Origin of the sequence: Kitasatospora sp. NPDC087315, assembly GCF_044744345.1 — a bacterium.
In the GTDB taxonomy this organism is placed as follows: Bacteria; Actinomycetota; Actinomycetes; order Streptomycetales; family Streptomycetaceae; genus Kitasatospora.
The window spans coordinates 516849-537717 of record NZ_JBIUYD010000001.1 but is presented as its reverse complement, the minus strand read 5'-3'; the positions used below and the strand labels follow the sequence as shown (position 1 = coordinate 537717).

General features: G+C 74.3%; 17 protein-coding genes and 1 riboswitch. Of the genes, 3 read left to right on the top strand and 14 right to left on the bottom strand.

The window, feature by feature from the left end; genetic code table 11:
- Position 1: 1 nt before the first annotated feature.
- The 11 genes from ACIO5D_RS02315 to ACIO5D_RS02265 form a co-directional block, all read right to left on the bottom strand.
- Positions 2–1078, bottom strand: a complete 1077-nt coding sequence (locus ACIO5D_RS02315) for an enoyl-CoA hydratase/isomerase family protein (protein ID WP_400655013.1) — start codon at positions 1076–1078, stop codon at positions 2–4.
- Entirely contained in the window at positions 1078–2220 is a 1143-nt protein-coding gene (locus ACIO5D_RS02310; protein ID WP_400655011.1) for an acyl-CoA dehydrogenase family protein, read from the bottom strand. The genes ACIO5D_RS02315 and ACIO5D_RS02310 overlap by 1 nt, the downstream gene beginning before the upstream one ends.
- Positions 2221–2228: 8 nt before the next feature.
- Entirely contained in the window at positions 2229–3728 is a 1500-nt protein-coding gene (locus ACIO5D_RS02305; protein WP_400793666.1) for a CoA-acylating methylmalonate-semialdehyde dehydrogenase, read from the bottom strand.
- Positions 3729–3936: 208 nt separating this feature from the next.
- Positions 3937–4127, bottom strand: a riboswitch (cobalamin riboswitch).
- Positions 4128–4213: 86 nt separating this feature from the next.
- Complete coding sequence (locus ACIO5D_RS02300; RefSeq protein WP_400655007.1) at positions 4214–5815, bottom strand: PucR family transcriptional regulator; 1602 nt, start codon at positions 5813–5815, stop codon at positions 4214–4216.
- On the bottom strand, positions 5812–6750 hold the full coding sequence (locus ACIO5D_RS02295) for a serine hydrolase (protein ID WP_400793665.1): 939 nt from the start codon (positions 6748–6750) through the stop codon (positions 5812–5814). The genes ACIO5D_RS02300 and ACIO5D_RS02295 overlap by 4 nt, the downstream gene beginning before the upstream one ends.
- The gene (gene menC / locus ACIO5D_RS02290; RefSeq protein ID WP_400793663.1) at positions 6747–7853 is read right to left on the bottom strand and encodes an o-succinylbenzoate synthase; all 1107 of its coding nucleotides are present in this window, start codon (positions 7851–7853) and stop codon (positions 6747–6749) included. Before menC ends, ACIO5D_RS02295 begins: the two co-directional genes overlap by 4 nt.
- Positions 7850–8764, bottom strand: a complete 915-nt coding sequence (locus tag ACIO5D_RS02285; protein WP_400793662.1) for a GNAT family N-acetyltransferase — start codon at positions 8762–8764, stop codon at positions 7850–7852. Before ACIO5D_RS02285 ends, menC begins: the two co-directional genes overlap by 4 nt.
- The gene (locus ACIO5D_RS02280; RefSeq protein ID WP_400793661.1) at positions 8761–9930 is read right to left on the bottom strand and encodes a M20/M25/M40 family metallo-hydrolase; all 1170 of its coding nucleotides are present in this window, start codon (positions 9928–9930) and stop codon (positions 8761–8763) included. The genes ACIO5D_RS02285 and ACIO5D_RS02280 overlap by 4 nt, the downstream gene beginning before the upstream one ends.
- Before the next feature lies 1 nt (position 9931).
- The gene (locus ACIO5D_RS02275; protein ID WP_400793659.1) at positions 9932–11308 is read right to left on the bottom strand and encodes a serine hydrolase domain-containing protein; all 1377 of its coding nucleotides are present in this window, start codon (positions 11306–11308) and stop codon (positions 9932–9934) included.
- A 60-nt stretch (positions 11309–11368) separates the two neighbouring features.
- Complete coding sequence (locus ACIO5D_RS02270; RefSeq protein ID WP_400793658.1) at positions 11369–13330, bottom strand: S9 family peptidase; 1962 nt, start codon at positions 13328–13330, stop codon at positions 11369–11371.
- Positions 13331–13336: 6 nt separating this feature from the next.
- Positions 13337–13849, bottom strand: coding sequence for an ABC transporter substrate-binding protein (locus ACIO5D_RS02265; protein ID WP_400793656.1), 513 nt, complete (start codon positions 13847–13849; stop codon positions 13337–13339).
- Positions 13850–14270: 421 nt separating this feature from the next.
- On the opposite strand from ACIO5D_RS02265, the gene ACIO5D_RS02260 reads away from it, so the two are divergent.
- Positions 14271–14909, top strand: coding sequence for a hypothetical protein (locus tag ACIO5D_RS02260; protein WP_400793655.1), 639 nt, complete (start codon positions 14271–14273; stop codon positions 14907–14909).
- Positions 14910–15058: 149 nt separating this feature from the next.
- Here ACIO5D_RS02260 and ACIO5D_RS02255 read toward each other — a convergent pair whose 3' ends face one another.
- The 3 genes from ACIO5D_RS02255 to ACIO5D_RS02245 all read right to left on the bottom strand — a co-directional run bounded on the left by ACIO5D_RS02255 (position 15059) and on the right by ACIO5D_RS02245 (position 17249).
- Positions 15059–15877: a hypothetical protein gene (locus tag ACIO5D_RS02255; RefSeq protein ID WP_400654988.1), complete on the bottom strand. Its 819-nt coding sequence runs from the start codon at positions 15875–15877 to the stop codon at positions 15059–15061.
- On the bottom strand, positions 15874–16482 hold the full coding sequence (locus ACIO5D_RS02250) for an RNA polymerase sigma factor (protein ID WP_400793654.1): 609 nt from the start codon (positions 16480–16482) through the stop codon (positions 15874–15876). The genes ACIO5D_RS02255 and ACIO5D_RS02250 overlap by 4 nt, the downstream gene beginning before the upstream one ends.
- Before the next feature lie 290 nt (positions 16483–16772).
- A complete protein-coding gene (locus tag ACIO5D_RS02245; RefSeq protein WP_400793653.1) occupies positions 16773–17249 on the bottom strand; it encodes a MarR family winged helix-turn-helix transcriptional regulator in 477 nt (158 codons plus the stop codon).
- A gap of 113 nt (positions 17250–17362) precedes the next feature.
- Here ACIO5D_RS02245 and ACIO5D_RS02240 point away from each other — a divergent pair, with 113 nt between their 5' ends.
- On the top strand, positions 17363–17773 hold the full coding sequence (locus ACIO5D_RS02240) for an organic hydroperoxide resistance protein (RefSeq protein ID WP_363610301.1): 411 nt from the start codon (positions 17363–17365) through the stop codon (positions 17771–17773).
- Between the two features lie 369 nt (positions 17774–18142).
- On the top strand, positions 18143–20719 hold the full coding sequence (locus ACIO5D_RS02235; protein ID WP_400793652.1) for an SdrD B-like domain-containing protein: 2577 nt from the start codon (positions 18143–18145) through the stop codon (positions 20717–20719).
- The last annotated feature ends 150 nt before the right edge of the window (positions 20720–20869 follow it).

The following is a 20869-nucleotide window of genomic DNA, read 5'->3' as shown; positions in this document are numbered from 1 at the left end:
GTCACCAGCGTTCCTCCCATGCGGTGGTGGTGCCGAGGCCCAGCTCCTGCGGGCCCAGCGGGGTGAAGAAGCGGTCCACGTCGTCCTCGGTCACGGCCTCCAGGGCCGGTGGCGACCAGCGTGGGGAGCGGTCCTTGTCGATCACCTGGGCCCGGACGCCCTCGACCAGGTCGGGCGAGCGCAGGGCCGCGCTGGAGACCCGGTACTCCTGGTCCAGGACCTGCTCCAGCGGGCCGAGCCGGCGGGCCCGGCGCAGCGAGCGCAGGGTCACCTTGAGGGCGGTGGGCGACTTGGCGGCGATCTGCTCGGCGGCCTCCTTCGCCGCGCCCTCCCCGCTGGCGCGCAGGCGGTCGAGGATCTCCTCGACCGTGTCGGCGGCGTAGCAGTGGTCGATCCAGTCGAGCTGTGCGGCGAGCGGGCCGGCGGGGACGGGAGCGGCGTGGCGGTGCACCGCGGCGGTGACCTCCTCCTCGGTGAGCGCGGCGAGGAACGACGGCAGCTTCGCGGCGGGGACGAGGAGGTCGGCCAGTCCGCACAGCAGCGCGTCGCCCGGTCCGGCGGTCGCGGCGGTGAGTGCGAGGTGGGTGCCGAGTTCGCCCGGGGCGAGGGCGAGCAGGTAGGTGCCGCCGACGTCGGGGACGAAGCCGATGCCGGTCTCGGGCATGGCGATCCTGGTGCGTTCGGTGACGACGCGGACACGGCCGTGGGCGGAGATTCCGACTCCGCCGCCCATCACGATGCCGTCCATCACGGCGATGTACGGCTTGGGGTAGCGGGCGATCCTGGCGTTGAGGCGGTACTCGTCGCGCCAGAAGCCGAGGGAGGCGGTGCCGCCGGCCCGGGCGTCCTCGTAGATGGCGCGGATGTCCCCGCCCGCGCAGAGGCCGCGCTCCCCCGCGCCGGTGATGACCACGGCCGCCACGGTCTCGTCCTGCTCCCAGCGGGCGAGGGCCTCGTCGATCCGGCGGACCATCGGGTGGGTCAGCGCGTTGAGTGCCTTCGGCCGGTTGAGGACGATCCGGCCGATCCGGCCCTCGCGTTCGAGGAGGACGTCCTCCTGTTCCGTCCCGGTGTTCATCAGGCGGCCCCGGTCAGGCCGCGGGCGACGATGACGCGCATGATCTCGTTGGTCCCTTCGAGGATCTGGTGCACCCGCAGGTCGCGGACGATCTTCTCGACGCCGTACTCGGCGAGGTAGCCGTAGCCGCCGTGCAGTTGGAGGGCGCGGTTGGCGACCTCGTAACCGGTGTCGGTGGCGAAGCGCTTGGCCATCGCGCACAGGTGGGGGGCCTGCGGGTCGCCGTCGTCCAGCGCGGTGGCGGCGCGCCAGAGCAGCGACCTGGCGGCCTCCAGCTCGGTCGCCATGTCGGCGAGCTGGAACTGCAGGGCCTGGGCGTGCAGGAGCCTGGCGCCGAACGCCTCCCGTTCGGCGAGGTACTTGGTGGCCCGTTCCAGTGCGTCCTGGGCCCCGCCGAGGGAGCAGGCGGCGATGCCGAGCCGGCCGCCGTCGAGGCCGTTCATGGCGATCCGGAAACCTCCGCCCTCCACCCCGAGCAGGCGGTCCGCGGGCAGCCGGACACCGTCCAGGACCACCTGGCGGGTGGGCTGGGCGTTCCAGCCCATCTTGCGCTCGTTGGGCCCGAACGAGAGTCCCGGATCCCCGCGTTCGACGACGAACGCGGAGATGCCGTGCGGCCCCTCGCCACCGGTGCGGGCCATCACCACGTACACCTGCGAGGACCCGGCGCCGGAGATGAACTGCTTGACGCCGTCCAGGACGTAGTGGTCGCCGTCGCGGCGGGCGCGGGTGGTGAGTGCGGCGGCGTCCGAGCCGGCGCCCGGCTCGGTGAGGCAGTAGCTCGCCAGGTCGCGCATCGAGCAGAGGCCCGGCAGCCAGCGGGCCCGCTGCCCGGGTGTGCCGTGGCGGTCGATCATCCCGGCGACCATGTTGTGGATGGAGGTGTAGCCGGCGATGGAGGGGCAGCCGGTGGCGAGGGCTTCGAAGGCCAGGACGGCGTCCAGCCGGGTCAGGCCGGAGCCGCCGCACTCCTCGCGGACGTGGACGCCGCCGAGCCCGAGAGCGGCCGCCCTGGCGAGGACGTCCACGGGAAAGTGCTTGTTCTGGTCCCACTCCACCGCGTACGGGGCAAGGCACTCCTGCGCGAAGTCCCTGGTGGTCGAGACGATAGCGAGCTGATCCTCGGTCAGTTCCCTGTGCACAGCGGCCCTCAGCCCATCGTGGGGATGGTGAAACTCGCGCCCTCCTTGACCCCGGAGGGCCAGCACGAGGTGACGGTCTTGGTCCGGGTGTAGAAGCGGATCGCGTCCGGCCCGTACTGGTTGAGGTCGCCGAACCCGGAGCGCTTCCAGCCGCCGAAGGTGTGGTACGCCACCGGCACCGGAATCGGCACATTGACACCGACCATACCGGTGTTCACCCGCCGGGAGAAGTCCCGGGCGGTGTCGCCGTCCCGGGTGAAGATCGCCACCCCGTTGCCGTACTCGTGCTCGCTCGGCAGCCGCAGCGCCTCCTCGTAGTCCGCGGCGCGGACCACGCACAGGACCGGGCCGAAGATCTCCTCCTGGTAGATCCGCATCCCGGGGGTGACGCGGTCGAAGAGCGTGGCGCCGAGGAAATAGCCACCCTCGTACCCGGGCACGGTCAACTCGCGTCCGTCGACCACCAGTTCGGCGCCCTCCTGGACGCCGAGGTCCAGGAGGCCGCGCACCCGCTCCAGGGCGTCCCGGCTGACGAGCGGGCCGAAATCGGCCTCGGGATCGTGGGCGGCGCCGACCTTCAGCGCGGCGATCCGCTCGGTGAGCCTGGCGACCAGGGCGGAGGCGGTCTCCTCCCCCACCGGCACCGCGACGGAGATGGCCATGCACCGCTCGCCGGCGGAGCCGTAGCCCGCACCGATCAGCGCGTCGGCGGCCTGGTCGAGATCGGCGTCGGGCATGACGATCAGGTGGTTCTTGGCACCGCCGAAGCACTGCGCCCGCTTTCCGCGGGCCGCCGCCGTGGCGTACACGTACTGGGCGACCGGTGTGGACCCGACGAATCCCAGGGCCTGCACCCGGGGGTCGTCGAGCAGGGTGTCGACCGCCTCCTTGCCGCCGTTGACCACGTTCAGCACGCCCGGCGGCAGGCCGGCCTCCAGGAACAGCTCGGCCAGCCGCAGCGGCACCGAGGGGTCGCGTTCGGACGGCTTGAGGAGGAAGGCGTTTCCGCAGGCGATGGCGGGTGCGGCCTTCCAGAGCGGGATCATCGCGGGGAAGTTGAACGGGGTGATGCCGGCGACCACACCGAGCGGCCGGCGGAGCGAGTGGACGTCGATGCCGGGGCCGGCGCCGTCGGTGAACTCGCCCTTGAGGAGGTGCGGCACGCCGGCGGCGAACTCGACCACCTCCAGGCCGCGTTGCAGGTCGCCGTGGGCGTCGGCGACGGTCTTGCCGTGCTCGGCGGAGAGCAGTCGGGCCAGCGGCTCGCGTTCGGCCTCGACGAGTTGCAGGAAGCGCAGCAGCACCCGGGCGCGACGCTGCGGGTTCCAGCCGGCCCACTCGGTCTGGGCCTGTTCGGCGTCGGCGACCGCCGCCTCGGTCTCGGCCCGGCCGGCGAGCGGTACCCGCGCCTGGACCGTGCCGGTGCTGGGGTCGTACACGTCGCCGAACACCCCGGACGTACCGGGGACATGCTTTCCGCCGATGAAATGGGTGAGTTCACGGACCATCACAAGCCTGCTCTCGTCAGGATGTCAGGTGGGATCCGAGGGAACCGGGGCACGGCGGCACGCCCGCCCGACACGCAGGTGTGCGGGACGCGGGTGCTGCCGGGCGCGGCGAGCCGTCAGGGTGACGTGCGTGCCGCGACCGTCGCAGGATCACCAGGGCCAGGAAGGACACAGACCGGTGCCATGCGTGTTTGCTCCATCCTCGTGGACAACACGGAACACCCGCAGTCGGTATCCTGACTCCCGGATCAGCGCGCGCCACCCGGCCTTCCCGGCTGGCTGCCAGTGGCTGGTACTGCGGTGACGCGCTCCCCGGTCACAGTGGCGGGACCGTGCCGGACTCACACCGGCTTCCCTGCACTGCGGGCCTTGTCCACGACCATATAGTCGGACGTCCTAGCAAGTCCAGGGTGCCGCTCCCTCCGGCTCCGCCCCGAAGCTCCCCGGGCGGCGACCTGCGGCCCGTACGCAGAGCCGCGCCCCGGTCAGGGGGTGGGCGGGGTGAGGCGGAGGTGGAGCATGGCCTCGAAGCGGGCCCCGGGGTCGGCGAGGTCGAGGTCCGCCACCTCGGCGAGGCGCTTGAGCCGGTAGCGGAAGGTGTTGGGGTGGATGTGGACGGCGGCGGCGGCCGCGACGACGTCGCCGAAGGTGTCCAGCCAGGCCGCGAGGGTCTCGGTGAGCGCGCTGTGGTGTTCGGCGTCGTAGGCCCGCAGGCGGGCGACGGGGTTGTCGGGGAGGTCGTCCTCGGCGTGGACCCGGTCGGCGAGTTCGAGGAGGAGCGACGCGACGTAGACGTCGGAGAGATGGGCGACGCGGTGCGGCGTGCCGCCGGCGGTGAGCACCCGCAGGGCGCGGTCGGCGTCGGCCCGTGAGCGGGGCAGCTCGCCGGGGTGGGCGGCGAGCCGGCCGAGGCCGATGACCGCCGGGACGCGGGGGGCGATCCGGGAGAGGAAGGTGTCGGCGACCCGGACGGCCGCCTCGTCGGAGCCGCTCGGCAGGACGGCGTAGGTCACACCGCCGAGCGAGGCGGTGGCGGCGCGCGGGTGGACGGCGGCCAGGTGCAGGGCGAGCGCCTCGCCGGAGCGGTGGCCGGCGGCGAGCAGGTCGGGGGCGGAGGAGTCGCCGAGCACCGTCAGGGCCAGGACGCAGGCGGGCTGGGCCGTCAGCCCGAGCCGGGCGGCGGCCTGCGGTGCGGCGGCGCCGCCTTCGAGGACGGTGGCCAGCAGGTCGGCGCGGAGCCGGTGGCCGACGTCCTCGCCGGCCCGGCGGCGCAGCAGGTGGAGGGCGGCGACCTTCGCGGCCTCGGTCAGGGCGTGCTCGCCGTCGGGGCCCAGGCGGTCCTGGACGACCACCCAGATGGAGCCGAGGATCTCCCCGCCCGCCCGGACGGCGATCGCCACCCGGGGTTTGTCGGCGACGCCGTCGACGTAGAGCGGGCCCTCGCTGCGGTAGAGCGCGTGGAAGGCGCCCCGGGCCTCCAGGTCGCGGAGTTTCTCGGCGGGGACCTGGCGGTCCAGGATGGTCGCGATCCGGGCCGGGTCGCCCTCGTCCTGGCGGCTGGAGAAGGCGAGTACCTTGCCGCCGCGGTCCTCGACGGTGACCGGCCCGTCGAGGAGGGCGGCGATCGCGTTGGCGAGGGCGAACAGATCGCCGGAGAGCGGGCCGCCGACGTCCTCCCCGGCGCCCGCCAGGTCCTCGCCCGCGAACTCGTCGACGGCCAGCAGGGCCCGCAGCAGGGCGGCGACCTGGGCCCAGGAGGCGCCGGGGGTGAGGCCGAGGACGGGCACGCCGCTCCCGGCGACGGCGGCGGTGACGGTGTCGTCGACGGCGACCGGCGAGCGGACGATCACGGCGGCCGCGCCGAGGCCGGCCGCCCGCTCGACCAGGGCGGCGACGGCCGGCGCACCGGCGACACCGACGCCGAGGACGACGGCCCCGGGCAGCCGCGCGGGCTCGTCCATCGGGTCGTGGATGAGCACCCCGCCGACCGGTCGGACCGGGTCGGGGTCCCCGGCCACGACCTCGACCAGCGTCGATCCCAGGTCGGTCAGGATGCGGCCGAGGACGGCCCGCGCGGTCGGGATCATGCGGTCACAGTAGGCGGGTTCACCACCGACGACGGCTCCGGGGTGGACGGTGCCGTCGCCCGCAGTGCGTCGACCGCGATCCGGGCGGCCCGGCCGATCGCCCGGTCCGCGCCGGGGTCACGCTGCCGGGGCGTCTCGGCCCGGGTGAACACCGCCACCGCGTACCGTCCGCCGTCGGGGTGCTCGACCACCCCGGCCTCGTTGCGCCAGCCGGGCAGGGTGCCCGTCTTGCCGGCGATCCGGTAGCCGTCCTCGAAGCCCGAACTGAGCCGGTGCGGCCAGATCTGACGGCCCATCACCGACCTGACCTCGGCGCAGGCCTCGGCCGGGCCCGCCTCGTCGCGCCAGATCTGGGCCAGGAGTTCGGCCGTGTCGCGGGCGGTGCCCCGGGTGGTGCGCTCGGGCACGCAGACCGACAGTGCCATCGTCTGCGCGGGGGTGAGGGCGGCGAGCCTGGCCTGTGCCTCCTCCTCGTCGGCGGCGCCGAGGTCGGCGAGCAGTGAGCCGATGAGGTCCGCGCAGCCGCCGACCAGGTGGGTCCGGTCCCGGCCGAGCCCGGCGAGCAGGGCGTTGACCCGGTCGAGGCCGACCCGGTGCAGGACGACGTCGGTGGCGGCGTTGTCGCTCATCGTCAGCATCAGCAGGACGAGGTCGCGCAGGCTCAGCTCGACCGGGTCGGCGCAGCCGGAGGTGCCGATGCCGCCGTCCCGCAGCGGCGGGGGCACCGGGTGCCGCTCGGTGCGTTCCAGCCGGCCGGCGGCGGCCTCGCGGGCGTAGGCCAGGGCGACCGGGATCTTGAAGACGGAGGCGAGGACGACCGGTGTGTCCTCGTCGAGTCCGAGGGCGGCGGGGCCGTCGATGTCGCGGGCGAAGACGTGGCCCCGGACGCCGGCCTCCTCGAAGACGGCCCGCAGGGCGGGGCGAGCGGTGTTCATCGGGCGGTCCATTCGTTCGACACGGTGACCTCGGCGAGCAGTTCGGGGACCGGTGAGACGCCGAGGCCCGGCCCCCGGGGGACGTCCAGGTGGCCGTCGCGGAGGACGAAGGGCTCGGTGATGTCCGTGCGGTAGTAGCGCCCGGAGGCGGAGGTGTCGCCGGGGAGGGTGAAGCCGGGCAGGGCGGCGAGCGCGACGTTGGCGGCCCGGCCGAGGCCGGTCTCCAGCATGCCGCCGCACCAGACGGGCACCCCGTGCGCGGCGCTCACGTCGTGGATCCGCCGGGCCTCCAGGTAGCCGCCGACCCGGCCGGGCTTGACGTTGACGACCGAGCAGGCGCCCAGGGCGAGGGCGTCGGCGGCCGAGCGGGCGGAGACGATCGACTCGTCCAGGCAGATGGGGGTGCGCAGCTGCCGGGCGAGCCGGGCGTGGCCGCGCACGTCCTCCTCGTCGAGCGGCTGCTCGATCAGCAGCAGGCCGAACTCGTCGAGCCGGGCGAGGTGTTGTGCGTCGGCCACGGTGTACGCGGTGTTGGCGTCGACCTGGAGCGGTATGCCGTCGCCGAAGCGTTCGCGCACGGCGCGGACGGGCTCGATGTCCCAGCCGGGCTCGATCTTCAGCTTGATCCGCAGGTAGCCCTCGGCGAGGTAGCCCTCGACGGCGTCGAGCAGGGCGGGGATGTCGTCCATGATGCCCACCGAGACCCCGGCCGGGACGCGGTCGGCGGTGGCGCCGAGCCATTCGGCGAAGGAGATCGAGCGGGCCCGCAGCCAGGCGTCCAGGACGGCCGTCTCCAGGGCGGCCTTGGCCATCCGGTGGCCCTTGAAGGCGGCGAGGGCGGGGGCGACCGTCCAGGGGTCGAGGTGCGGCTGGGCGAACAGGGCGGGCAGCAGGTGACGGCGGAGCACGTCGGCGGCGGCCTCGGTGTACTCCGAGGAGTAGACCGGGTCGGTCATCGTGACGCATTCGCCCCAGCCCTCGCCCTCGGTGGTCTCCAGCCGCAGCAGCAGGAGTTCACGGGTGGTCTGGGTGCCGAACGACGTGCGGAACGGCGACACCAGTGGCATCGCGATCCGGCGCAGTTCCACTCCGACGGGCTTCATGCTCTGTTCTCCTGACGTCGTTCGATGAGGTACCGGCCGTCCCGGGCGAAGCCGGTGACGGTGTGCCGGCCGTCGTCCATCAGGCCGCCGAGGACGTCGCGCAGGGCGCGGCGCCACTCCCCCGCGGCCTTGGGGTCGGTCTGTCTGAGCGCCTCGATGTCGGGCGGGACGCGGACCAGGACGGTGTCGTCGCGGGCGCCGCCGGGCAGCCGCCGGGCGACGGGGCGGCCGTCGGGGCCGAGGTCGAGGGCGACCGCCGCGGGCGGGCGCAGCGCGGCGGGGTCGACGGTGCGCGGGTGGCCCTCGCAGGCCAGGGCGGCCCGCTCGCCGGCGAGGTCCCAGCGGACGAGCAGCCGGTCCGAGTCGGCGCCCGCGTTGACGCCGTCGCGCATCGCGCCGTAGAAGTTGGCGAGGTACTCGGCGGGCACCGCGCCCAGTTTGGCGAGGTTGAAGTAGGCGTTGCGGCTGACCAGCGGGTCGTAGGTCCAGGTGACGGTGGTGATGCCGCGCTCCAGCGACCAGGCGCGCTGGTGGAGTTTGACGGCGTAGCCGACGCTGCGGCCCCGGACGTCGTCGACGACGGCGGCGATGTGCGAGTGGAGGCCGACGGCGGCGAGCATGCCGAGGCAGGTGCCGATCATCCGGCCGTTCCGGTGGACGCCCACGACGTAGCTGCCGGAGTGGGCGAAGACCAGCAGCAGTTCGGGGGTCATCATCGGGTTGCCCGGTTCGGGCCGCCAGACCCGGTGGAGCAGGTCGCAGGCCTCGCGCATGGCGTCGAGGCCGTGCAGTTCGCCGATGGTGACACCGCTGCCGAGCGCGGCCCGCTCGGCGGCCCGGCGCGCGCCGCGTAGGAGGTCGGCCGGCCCCGGGGGCCGGACGGGGTGCGGGGCCGGGTGCGGGGCGGTCATGCCGGCCGTCCGCGCAGCTCGTCGACCAGGGCCGCCAGCAGGGCGGCCCGGCGCGGGAGTTCGGCGACGATCACGTGTTCGTGGTCGGCGTGGGCGCCGCCGCCGACGGCGCCGAGCCCGTCCAGGGTCGGGGTGCCGACACCGGCGGTGATGTTGCCGTCCGAGCCGCCGCCGACGGCCGCGCCGCGCAGCGGCCCGAGGCCGAGGGCGTCGTTCAGCCGCTGGGCGCGGGCGAACAGCCCGGCCGAGGAGGCCGCGGGGAGCGGGGGCCGGTCGGGCCCGCCGGAGAGGGCGAGCGCGGCGCCCTTCAGGGTGGGGGCGAGTCCGTACAGGGCGGTGTCGACCCGCTGCTGCTCGGCGGCGGTCCGGGCGCGGACGTCGATCCGCAGCAGCGCCGTGTCCGGCACCGTGTTGCGGGTGGTGCCTGCGGTGGCGACGGTCGGGGTGACGGTGGTGCCGGCGTCCGGATCGGCGAGGGCGGCCAGGGCGAGGACCTGGCGGGCGAGTTCGGTGGTCGCGTTGATGCCGCGCTCGGGCTCCAGCCCGGCGTGCGCGGCGCGGCCGGTGATCGCCAGGTCGTAGAGGGAGGCGCCCTTGCGCTCGGTCTTCAGGGCGCCGTCCTCGGCGGCCTCCAGGACCAGGACGGCGCGGGTGCGCCGGGCCTCGGCCTCGATGAGGGCGCGGGAGTCGGCGGAGCCGGTCTCCTCGTCACTGGTCACCAGGACGGTGACGCCGTCGAGGTCGTCGAGGGTGGCCAGGGCGTGGAAGAGCTGCACCAGTCCGGCCTTCATGTCGAAGCAGCCGGGGCCGGTGAGCCTGCCGTCGGTGACGCCGAAGGGGTGGGTGGCCAGGGAGCCGACCGGCCAGACGGTGTCGAGGTGGCCCAGCAGCAGGACGCCGTCGCCGGCGCCGAAGCGCCAGCGCAGCTGCGGGCGGCCGCCGGTCTCCAGCCGTTCCGGGGCCCGGCCGGTGAGACGGGTGCCGAGCTCGGCGACGAGGTCCGCGCAGCGGGCGACGGCGGCCCGGTCGGCGGTCGGGGACTCGGCGGTGACGAGCGCCTCGATGTCGGCGACCAGCTCGGGCAGCCGGGCCTCCAGCCGGGCGACGGCCGAGGGGTCGGCCGAGCGCCGGGAGGCGGTGTGCGGGGGTGTGGTGGTCGGCGGCATGTCAGCTCACCTTCGGGTTGGCCCGGCCGCCGTGGTGCAGATAGCGCGAGCCGTCGGCGAGGGTGTAGAAGACGACCGGGAACCAGCCGGCCGCGCCGTCGCGCTGGACGACGAAGGTGCCGGGCTCCAGCGGGCGCATCGGGTGCTCCTGCTCCGGCTGCTCGACCAGGTCGGCCAGTTCGCCGGTGAAGCGGCTGACCATGATCAGCTCGCCGCCCCGTTCGAGGATCTCGATCTGCGAGGAGGCGCGCTCGTAGACGCCGGTGATGGCGGCCGGGTCCGTCGGCACCGGGCCCTCGGCGGGCCGGATCGGGCCGGGCATGGTCACGTCGGCGAGTTCGGCGGTGATCTCCCGGAACAGGTCCTCGTACAGGTCCCTGGTGCTGCCGCCGTTGGTGAGCAGGCAGATCGCGAGCCGCTCGCCGGGCAGGACGCGCAGGAAGGCGCTCTGGCCGATGGTGCCGCCGTCGTGCGCGTACACCGGGCGCCCGTCCCACTCGGCGAGGATCCAGCCGAGGCCCCAGGCGTGGCCGAACAGGTGCCGGTCGGGCAGTTCGACCTGCGGGGTCTGCATGGCGCGGACGGACTCGGCGCTCAGCAGCCGGGTGCCGTCCTCGGTGACGCCCTCGGCGAGGTGGAGGCGGGCGAAGGCCAGCACATCGCTCGCGGTGGCGCAGATCAGGCCGGCCGGGCCGGCGGAGCGCATCAGCGACCAGTGCGCGGCGACCTTGAGCGGGTCGCCGAGGTGTCCGGCGGCGGCGCGGTGGCGCAGCACCTCCTCGGGCAGGGTCGCGGTGTGGGTCAGGCCGAGCGGGCGGAAGAGGCGGGCGCGCATCAGCTCGTCCCACTGGACGCCGGTGACCCGCTCCAGGACGCGGCCGAGCAGCGAGAACCCGGCGTTGCAGTAGGACATGGTCGCGCCGAGCGGGTGGTTGACGGAGACGTCGGCGAGCAGTTCTGTGTACTTCTCCAGGCAGTCGTCGCCCCGGCCGGTGTCGGCGAAGAAGTCGCCGTCGATGCCGCTGGTGTGGGTGACCAGGTGGCGCAGGGTCACGTTCTGGGTCAGGTGTTCGTCGGCGAGCCGGAGTTCGGGCAGGACCTTGACGATCGGGCTGTCCAGGTCGAGCACGCCCTCCTCGACCAGGGCCATCGCGACCGTGGTCGTCCACACCTTGGAGATCGAGCCGATCTGCCAGAGGGTGTCGGTGGTCGCCTCGATCCGGGCGTCGGCGTTGGCGAAGCCGGTGGCGGCCTCGATCTGCCGGCCGTGGTGCCAGATGGCCAGGCTCGCGCCGGGCACCGAGTGGCGGGCGGCCAGTTCGGCGAGGCGGCCGGCCCAGTGGGCGGTGTCGAGCGAGCGGTTCCGGGGTGCGGTCATGGTGCGGCTCCTGTTCGCGGTGGGATCGGGAGGTGGTGCGTGGTGGGGCGAGTGGTGCGGTCAGCGGGCGGTGTGCTCGGTGACCCAGTCGACGAGGCGGCGGCTGTAGTCGACACGGTGCGAGGGGCGTCCGGCGAGGATGAACAGGTGCGAGCCCCCGGGGTAGCGGACCATCCGGACCGGGACGCCCCTGGTCCGCAGCGCGTGGAACCACTGCTCGGCCTGGCCGGCGGGGCAGGTGTCGTCGGCGGCGCCGTGCAGGATCAGCGTGGGCGCCCGGACGCCGTCGACGTGGGTGAGCGGGGAGAGTTCCCGCTGCCGGGCGGCGTCGGCGATTTCGGCATGCCCGATCTCGTGGCCCTCGTCGGACGTGGCGGCCAGGGCGGGCAGGTCGGCGATCAGGCCGCCGGGGACGACGGCGGCGAAGACGTCGCTGCGGGCGGAGAGCCAGCAGCTGAGGTAGCCGCCGTAGCTGTAGCCGGTGAGCGCGATCCGCCCGGGGTCGGCGAGGCCCTCGGCGACGAGGGCGGCGACGGGTTGCAGCACGTCCTGCTCGTCGCTCTCGCCCCAGGCGTCGAGGGCGGCGGTGAAGAAGTCCTCGCCGTAGCCGTCGCTGCCACGGATGTTGAGGGTGAGGACGGTCCAGCCCCGGCTGACGAGTTCCTGGTGGTAGAGGTGGATGGGGGTGGCGTGCGGGGCCCAGGCGTTGTGCGGGCCGCCGTGGAGGTCGACGAGCAGCGGGCCGGGGGCGGGGGCCTGTGGGTCGCGGGTGATCAGGCCGTGCACCCGGGTGCCGTCCGCGATGGTGAACTCCCGTTCGGTGACGGGGTGCAGGGTCACCTCGGGGAGGGCCTGGGCCATGTGCGCGGTGAGCCGGGTGAGTTCGCCGGTGGCGAGGTCGAGCAGGTCGATCTCGCCGAAGGAGGAGCGGTCGGCGACGGCGAGCGCGGCCCTGCCGCCCGCTCCGGCCCGGGCGGCGACGGAGCAGCCGGACACACCGCTGCCGGGCGGCAGCGGAAGTTCGACGATCTCACCGAAGCCGAAGCCGAAGCCGGGGCCGGAGCCGTCGCCGGGGCCCAGCCCGTACAGCCGGGTGGCGCCCCGGTCTCGGGCGCAGAAGACGATCTGCCCGCCCTTCTCGCCGTGGAACTGCGGCAGGGCGCCCGGGTAGCCGGGCCCTCCGGGCATCACGTTCCGGTCCAGGGCGGTGGTGAGCGCGGTGGGCGCCGAGCCGTCGAGCGGCTGGCGCAGCAGCGCGTCATGACCGGTGGCGAGGGTGGTGCGGCCGGCCAGCAGCAGCGCGTCGCCCGCCGGGTACCAGTCGACGGTCCGGATCAGGCCGCCGGCCGGTCCGACCGGCCGCGGGACGGCGTCCTCCTCTTCTGCCCCGACGAGGAAGGCCCCGACGGCTCCGGTGAGATCGGCGTCTGGGCCGACCGCCGCCGGGAAGGCCAGCCGGGTGCCGTCGGGCGACCAGGCGGGCAGACCGGTGATCCGGACGTCGCCACCGGTCACCCGGGTGGTGCGGCCCGAGTCCACCTCCACCACGAACAGATGGGTGCGCTGCGGGCCCAGCAGGCCCTCGCCGTCGGCCTTGCCGAGGCGGTCGACGACCAGCGGTTCCGCCGGGCCCGGGCGGCCGACGACGGCGGCGAAGGCGATCCGGCCGCCGTCCGGGCTCCAGACCGGGAGGCCGGCGCCGTGCTCGCGGTAGGTGAGCGGCCGGGCCTCGCCGCCGTCGGCGGGGAGCAGGTGGAGCTGTCCGGCGCGCAGGAACGCCAGGGCGGTGCCGTCCGGCGACCACTGCGGCGCGCTGTCGGCGGGCCCGTGGGTGAGCCGCCGGGGGGCGGCCGGTCCGCCGGTGGCGGGGACGAGCCAGAGCGAGCTCACCGGGCGGTCGTGCTCGGCGTCCTGGGTGGTCAGGGTGTAGGCGACCTGCCCGCCGTCGGGGGCGAGGGCCGGCTGGCCCGGGACGGCGAACCGGTACAGGTCCTCGACGATCAGTGGCCTGGTCGTGGTCACGGGGTCCTACCTTCTTGATCGGGTCGAGCGAGCCGTTCGTGGGGTTTGGCTCACCCGGGGGTGTCGGGTGTGGCTTTCACGGGGTTGCCGTCGGTGGCTCAGGAGGCTTGGCCGCAGTGGTGACTTGTTCACGGGGTCGGCGATGTGGTGGTACTCGGCGGCGACGTCCGAGGCGGTGAGCGGGGAGCCGTCCTCACAGGTGACGCCCTCGCGGAGGGTGAACCGCGCGGTGCCGCCCTCGACCGACCAGGTCTCGGCCACCCCGGGCGCCATCGAGCCGTCCGCGGCGCTGTGCACCAGGGGGTCGTAGGCGAACCTGTTGATCATGAGCGCGGTGCCGGCCAGGGTCGTCAACGGGCTGAGACTGCCCGGGTCGGACGCGATCGCGACGACGACCGTCGAGGCCCCGCCGGCGGACGCGCCGCCTCCGCGGGCCGTCGACGACACGGCCACCGCCGCGGCCACGGCGGAGGTACAGGCTGCCCGCCGCCGCCCGGTGGCCCTCCTTCGTGAGGTCATGCTGTCTCTCCTTGCTGGCCGTCCACCGGCCGGTCGAGGGCCGGGCGGTGGGTGGGGGGTGGCCGGGCGGTGGGGACGGACGCGCGGGACGGCCCGGCTCAGGTGCCGTCCGGCGGGTGGGGGGCGAGTGGACGAGTTGATGAACAGTAGGCAGCGGCCGCCGGGCCGGTGATGGTCGCGGGGAACGAAAAACCCGGCGGCACATGGTGCCCCCGTCCGAAGACGGACCCACCGGGCGAAGGCCGGGCCACCCGGCACCCCGACCGGGCAGCGCGGCGGGCACCGGGACCAGCGCGGTCGGCAGGAGGCGGACGGCGTGCGGGAGTTCGGAGAAGATCTTGTCCGATCGCTTCGCGTCCCCGAGGATGCCGATGGCCGGGGAACCTGTTCCCGCACGAAGAACGCGCGAGAAGAGGCAGGGATGACGTCGGCAGGCCATGAAGCGGCTGCGGGAGGAGCGTTCACCCTCGGGCTCGGGATCCTGGCCACGGTCCTGGGCGGCCTGCTCGTCATGGACTTCCGCGGTTTCGCCCGGTGGTTCCTGCGCGGCACCGAGGCATCGAGCGCGGGCCCGCGGCGCCTCCCGCCGTGGCGACGGCGGCCCGAACGCCCGGAGCGAGCGGGCATGCTGCCGCTGGTCCGCGTGGTCGGGGGGATCTTCGCCGCCGCCGGCCTCGTGATGCTGGTGCTCGGGATCGTCCTGCTCTCCGGTGGCGAGGCCGGCGCCCCGTTCACCCGGGACGACCGGTTCAGCGGCCCCGTGGCGTTCGTCTACCCGGTGATGGCGGCGGTCTGGTTGCGCCAGTTCTGGCGCCCCGGCGGCCTCCTCGCCACCACCTGGAACACTGCGGGCCCCGGCCGGCACATCCTCCCGGTCCTCAGACCGCGGCCGCCACCGGCACCGCCGCCGCCTGCTGGCTACGTCCTGCTCGGTTCCATGGCGCTCACGGCCCTGGGGCTGAGCACGGTGGCCATGATGTTCTCGCGGACGCGCCGCGACGACGGCCAGGACCCGGCGGTCGACGGGCCGCCGACGGCCAGTTCGAACAGCGCCCGGTAGGACGCCCGGCGCTCGGTCGGCCGACCGTCGACGCGGCGGGTCGACCGCCCGGCCGCACCGACGGGCGCGTTCGCCGGCCCGGTGGTCCACCCGTCACCCGGGTCCGGCGGCGGCCGGGCGGCCGTGCCCGCGAACGCCCGGCCGCCGCCTCATCGGATCCGGGCCGACGGACCCCGGCCGCGGACGGCTCGCGGGGCGATCGCCTCGGCGGGCGGCGATCCGGGCCCGCCACCGCCCGACGCGCCGCCGACCACCGCGCCGGCCGACGCGGTCGCGCCGCGCGGACGCGGGCGCGGGCGCGTCGCGACGCTCGCCCGCAGGGTCAGCACGATCTCTCCGTCGAATCCCTCGGTGAGCGCGCGGGCCAGTTCGGCGGCCCCGTCGGGCCCGGCACCGAGGGCGACGGCGGGCAGCCGGTCGGGGGCGCTGAGGTCCTGCGCCTGGGCGCCCCAGCGGGCCGCGTCGCCCCGCTCCCCCTCGGCGGCGTAGTGGACGGCGAGGCAGTGGACGGCCAGCGGGTCGCCGAACTGCGCGGCGATCCGCCACCAGAAGACGGCGTCGGCCGGACGGCCCATGCCGTAGAGCAGGCAGCCCAGGGTGCGGAACGCCGCCTTGTCGGCCAGCTCCAGGTCGAGGGCGAGTTCGCCGACGTCCGCCGCCCCCGCGACGCCGCCGCACAAGTGGCGCAGATCGCGCCGCAGTTCGGCCCGCCCGCCGACGGTCAGCGCCCCGGCGGCCAGGCTCTCGGCGCGCTGGCGTGGCAGGTGTCCGTCCCGGGCCGCCGGGAGCGCCTGCCGCCGGGCGGCCGCCGGGGGGCGTTCGGTGCGGCCGGTGGTCCGCGCGGCGGCCGGGCGCGCACCGGTGGTGAGGAGCTCGGCCAGCCGCCGGGTGAAGGACACCGGGTCGTGGTTGCCGAAGTCCCGTTCGAGTCCGTCGGCGTCGGCGCGGAGCAGCTCCGTCAGGTTCATCCCGGCCGCCTCTCCCCGCCGTCGCGGGCGCCCTCGCCGGAACCCTCGCCGGCGCCCTCGTGGTCGAGCAGGTACTCGAGGTGGCGGCGGCCGAGGCTGTAGTAGGTCCGGGCGGTGGTGTGCGCGATGCCGACCGCCCGGCCGATGTCCGGGTAGGAGAGGCCGGCCTGGCGCAGCCGGACCACGTCCGCCTGGACCGGCGCGGCCCGGGCGAGTTCCTCCATCGCCCAGTCCAGGGCGTCGAGTTCGGCGAGCTCGTCCAGTTCGTCCTGGCTGGTGTCGGGCCGCCGCTGGGCGAGCACCCGCAGGCGCTTGCGCTCGGAGCGGCGGCGTTCCCGCAGGACGTCCACCACCGCGTCCTTGACGACCTTGAACGCGAACGCCTTCAGGTCGGCACTGGCCAGCGCCCGCCGCCAGTTCTTGTACAGCACGGCTCCGGCGTTCTGGACGGCGTCCTGCGCGTCCTCGCGGTGCCGCAGGCGCTGCTGCGCGTAGCGGAGGTAGCCGGGGTTCTCCTGGGTGAAGAAGGCCGCGAAGTCGACCGGCAGCCCGTCGAGCGGATCCGCCCGCAGGCGATGCTCCTCGCCCGGCCCGGGGGTGTTCACCACACGCCTCCCCCCTTCCGTGGGTCAGCTGGCCGGCCCACCGGGTGGCGGGCCGACGGCCCTTTGGGGGCTTGTGCTGTAACCGTCCGGTGGCCGGGGGTTGTTAGCCCGATCCCGCCGACAATTGGCGATCGCTTCTGTTCGTTTTCGCACACCCCTGCTGACCTGGCGCTTCACGGGAGCGCACGCCCCGCCACCGCCAAAAGGGTGACGCAGATCACAGCCAAGCCCGGCCGGCAACCCGGCCCAGGACACCCCTCCCCACGACACCCCGACCCCGGCCTCGGGCCTCAGGCTTCGGCGGCCTCCGGCACGGCCGAGTCCAGCGCGCCCGTCACCCGGTCCAGCAGGGCCCGCAGGGCGGCGAGGTCCTCGACCGGCAGGCCGGTGGCGGCGAGCAGCCGGCGGGGCACCTGCCCGGCGCGCTCGCGCAGCGCCGAGCCGGCCCCGGTGAGGCCGACGGTGACGGAGCGCTCGTCCTCGGGGCTCCGCTCGCGGCGCACCAGGCCGGCCGCCTCCAGCCGCTTGAGCAGCGGCGAGAGGGTGCCGGAGTCCAGTCGCAGGTATCCGCCGATCCGCTTCACCGGCAGCTCGCCGTGCTCCCAGAGCACCAGCATGACCAGGTACTGCGGGTAGGTGAGGCCGAGGTCCTTGAGCAGCACCCGGTAGACGCCGCCGAAGGCGCGCGAGGCGGCGTTCAGCGAGAAGCAGATCTGCTGGTCCAGGCGGAGCAGTTCCTCGTCCGGGAGCTCGGGGAGCGTGGTCATGTCCCCATGGTACCGATCACGCACGCCATTCAGTTGTGCGCAATTGAATTGCGTGCTTCACTTGTGAGCGAAGGGCGGCCCGGGCGGCCGCCGAGACGGAAGGGAACCGACCAATGGACGCGCTCTACACCGCGGTGGCCACGGCGAACGGCCGGGAGGGCCGGGCGGTCAGCTCCGACGGACAACTGGACCTCGCACTGGCCATGCCGCCCGCCCTCGGCGGCAACGGACAGGGCACCAACCCCGAGCAGCTCTTCGCGGCCGGCTACGCGGCCTGCTTCGCCTCCGCCCTCGGCCTGGTCGGCCGCCAGGCCCGCGTCGACACCAGCGAGGTCTCGGTGACGGCCGAGGTCTCCATCGGCAAGGACGGCGCGGGCTTCGGTCTCGCGGTCGTGCTGCGCGTCGAGCTGCCCGACACGCTCGCGGGCGAGAGCGGCGAGCTGCTGGTCAGGCAGGCGCACGAGGTCTGCCCGTACTCCCGGGCCACCCGGGGGAACATCCCGGTGGAGCTGGTCGTCGAGTAACCCGGCCCCACCCGGACGAGCAGGGCCCGTCGCGCGCACGCGCGGCGGGCCCGCCGCCCGCCCGCCACTGATGAACCCGCCCGTACCCGACCAGGGCACCGGCGGGCGTCAACCCGCGACATCCGCAACGCCTTCCAGCAAGAACGTGCACGACTGGCGCATTCCACATTCGCACACAGAATCGCCGAGCTGAACATTCGTACGAGAAGAAACGATTCCGTAAAATCTTAGTGCAGGTCAAATTCGTTATTCTGCCACGACCTTTCACAAATCCCCTTTACGCTTCGCTGACAGGGCGGTTCTCCGCCATCTCTATGTACTCCCTCACACGGTTGGGCAGCCGCCCCTTCTGAAGGATGAGAGCAGGAGATGACAGCTACGAACGAACAATCGGACGACGCCGCGCGCGAACCGGGTCGGCGGAGGTCGGGTTCCATCGGCCGCCGCGCGGTCGGCGGCGTCGCGGCTCTCACCGTGGGGATCGGCAGCCTCTCGTTGGCGGCGGCCCCAGCGGCGTACCCGCAGGCGGGCGACGGATCGGTGACGGTCCGGGTCATCCGGGCCGTGGACGCGAGCGGCGTGTGGACGCCCGCGCTGGAACCGGGCATCGCGGGCGTCCGGGTGACCCTCACCGACGACGCCGGGGTCAGCATCGAGGGAGCGACCGCGGCCGACGGCACGGTGACGCTGGCCCCGGCCACGAGCACGGCGACCGGCGGCAAGTACCGGGTGCAGGTGAGGAATCCGAAGCCGGGCGTGCTCTTCCCGGCCTTCGCCTCACGCCAGGGGCTGGACGGCGCGCCCAACCAGCTGAGCAGCAACGAGGAGTTCGTCGACCTCTCCGGCGGCAAGAACGTGGCGTACACCACCGGGCTGTGGAGCCCCGGTGACTACTGCCAGAAGAACGCCCCGCTGGTGACGACCTGCCAGCCCGCCACTCGCGAGGGCGGGTCGCAGCGCACGCTGGTGTCCTTCCCGTACAGCGCGCGCGGCCAGGACGGCGTCGACGTCAACGTCACGAACATCGCCACCGACGCGGAGACCGGCACGCTGTTCGGCATCGCGTGGAACAAGGCCGACAAGCGGGTGTTCTCCTCGGCGCTGGCCAAGCGGTCCACGGACTACGGCCCGGGCGGCGCGGGGGCGATCTACGTCACCGACCTCGCCCAGAACAGGACCACGCTGTTCGCCACCGTCCCGGACGCCGGGACGACCGCCCACGGCGGCGGCACCGACGACGACTTCCTCGCCGTACCCGGCAAGGAGAGCCTCGGCGGCATCAAGGTCACCGACGACGGCGCGGACCTGTTCGTCGTCAACCTCAACGACCGCCGGCTCTACCGCTACGACGCCACCGTGCCCACCGCGGCGGCGCCGAAGGCCGTCTACCCGATCCCGGCCCCGGGCTGCCCGGCGGCCGGGGACTGGCGTCCCTTCGGCCTCGGCCTCCAGGACGGCGTCGGCTACCTCGGCGGGGTGTGCTCCGGCGAGTCCACCGGGAGGGCCTCGGACCTGCGCGCGGTGGTCCTGCCCTTCGACCCGCACACCGGCGCGTTCCACAAGCCGGTGCTGGACCAGCCGCTGGACTACCCGCGCCAGTCCACCGTCGGCTCGGGCCCGTGCGACGGCGCCGGCTGGTTCCCCTGGACCAACACCTTCCCGACCTCCCAGAACGGCCAGGCCTGCCAGGCCAATCTGGCCCAGCCCGAGCCGGAGTTGGGCGAGATCGGCTTCGAGACCGACGGCTCGATGCTGCTGGACTTCCGCGACCGCTTCGCCGACCGTTCTCCGGCCTCCCCCACGCCCCAATCGGTCGCCGCCGTCCTGTCGGGCGGCGACCTGGACAAGGCGTGCCCGGCGGACGGGATGTACGTGATGGACACCAACAACGGCTGCGGACTCTCCCCCCGGGGCACCCGGTTCTTCGACAACAGCCGGATGACCTTCCACCACAACGCGGCCTACGCGGGCATGGCGCTCTCCAAGGTCGAGAACACCATCGCGACCTCCAGCTTCGACCCCAACAGCACCGCCTTCGGGTACGGCACCGCCTTCGTCCAGCGCGACGGCCGGCAGGACCCGAGGTACGGCCTGCGCCTCAACCCGGCAGGGGGCATCGCCCCGTTCGGCAAGGGCGCCTCGATGGGCGACCTGGAGGTGCTCTGCGACCAGGCCCCGCTGCAGATCGGCAACCGGGTCTGGTACGACCCCGAGCGCAAGGGCATCCAGAAGCCGGGCCAGAACCCGGTCGCGGGCGTGACCGTCAACCTGTACGACGCGTCGGAGAAGCTGGTCGGAACGGCGAAGACGACGGCCCGTGGTGAGTACTACTTCGACGACTCCAACGTCACCGGCGGCCTCAAGCCGAGGACCGGGTACACCATCCGCCTGGACAACCCGGCCGACTACGCCGAGGGCGGTCCGCTCCACCAGTGGGTACCCACCGTCCCGGATGTCGGCGACAACCCCTTCATCAACTCCAAGGGCATCGTCCCGCCGGGCGGGACGTTCCCGGAGCGGGCGCTGACCACCGGCGGGCCGGGAGAGAACAACCACACCTACGACTTCGGCTTCCGTCACTGCAAACAGCACAAGGGCGTGCTGAGCCTGATCAAGCAGGACCCGGACGGCAGGCCGCTGGCCGGGGCGAAGTTCCAGCTGTGGAAGACGTGGCAGGGGACGAAAGGCTCCGGTGGCACGCAGACCAGGACGAAGTGGGCGGACACGAAGGTCGGCGACCTCTGCACGACCGGGACCGACGGCATCTGCCGGGGCACCGGCGGGCCGGGGACGTACTACTGGGAGGAGGTCTGCCCGCCCCCGGGATACGCCGCACCGGACGAGAGGGCGTTCGGGCCGCTGGTGCTGACCCCCGACAACCTGGACACCGGGGTCTCGGTGACGGCGGTCAACCGGCCGCTGCCGCCCCCCTCCCAGCACTGGTAGCCCCCGAGCGGGGCAGCCGGCACCGGTGACCCTCCGGGCCGGGGCGGGGGGGGGGGGGGGGGCCCCGGGGGGGGCCCCCCCCCCCCCCCCCCCCCCCCCCCCCCCCACCCCCCCCCCCCCGCGGCCCCCCCCCCCGCGCCCCCCCCCCGC

What these genes read in the sequence shown, in the direction of transcription:
- ACIO5D_RS02275 (WP_400793659.1), bottom strand. Translation starts at nt 11,308, where the DNA reads ATGACCGCACCCCGGAACCGCTCGCTCGACACCGCCCACTGGGCCGGC.
- ACIO5D_RS02280 (WP_400793661.1), bottom strand. Translation starts at nt 9,930, where the DNA reads ATGCCGCCGACCACCACACCCCCGCACACCGCCTCCCGGCGCTCGGCC.
- ACIO5D_RS02255 (WP_400654988.1), bottom strand. Translation starts at nt 15,877, where the DNA reads ATGAACCTGACGGAGCTGCTCCGCGCCGACGCCGACGGACTCGAACGG.
- ACIO5D_RS02285 (WP_400793662.1), bottom strand. Translation starts at nt 8,764, where the DNA reads ATGACCGCCCCGCACCCGGCCCCGCACCCCGTCCGGCCCCCGGGGCCG.
- ACIO5D_RS02265 (WP_400793656.1), bottom strand. Translation starts at nt 13,849, where the DNA reads ATGACCTCACGAAGGAGGGCCACCGGGCGGCGGCGGGCAGCCTGTACC.
- ACIO5D_RS02315 (WP_400655013.1), bottom strand. Translation starts at nt 1,078, where the DNA reads ATGAACACCGGGACGGAACAGGAGGACGTCCTCCTCGAACGCGAGGGC.
- ACIO5D_RS02300 (WP_400655007.1), bottom strand. Translation starts at nt 5,815, where the DNA reads ATGATCCCGACCGCGCGGGCCGTCCTCGGCCGCATCCTGACCGACCTG.
- menC (WP_400793663.1), bottom strand. Translation starts at nt 7,853, where the DNA reads ATGAAGCCCGTCGGAGTGGAACTGCGCCGGATCGCGATGCCACTGGTG.
- ACIO5D_RS02240 (WP_363610301.1), top strand. Translation starts at nt 17,363, where the DNA reads ATGGACGCGCTCTACACCGCGGTGGCCACGGCGAACGGCCGGGAGGGC.
- ACIO5D_RS02305 (WP_400793666.1), bottom strand. Translation starts at nt 3,728, where the DNA reads ATGGTCCGTGAACTCACCCATTTCATCGGCGGAAAGCATGTCCCCGGT.
- ACIO5D_RS02235 (WP_400793652.1), top strand. Translation starts at nt 18,143, where the DNA reads ATGACAGCTACGAACGAACAATCGGACGACGCCGCGCGCGAACCGGGT.
- ACIO5D_RS02295 (WP_400793665.1), bottom strand. Translation starts at nt 6,750, where the DNA reads ATGAACACCGCTCGCCCCGCCCTGCGGGCCGTCTTCGAGGAGGCCGGC.
- ACIO5D_RS02245 (WP_400793653.1), bottom strand. Translation starts at nt 17,249, where the DNA reads ATGACCACGCTCCCCGAGCTCCCGGACGAGGAACTGCTCCGCCTGGAC.
- ACIO5D_RS02260 (WP_400793655.1), top strand. Translation starts at nt 14,271, where the DNA reads ATGACGTCGGCAGGCCATGAAGCGGCTGCGGGAGGAGCGTTCACCCTC.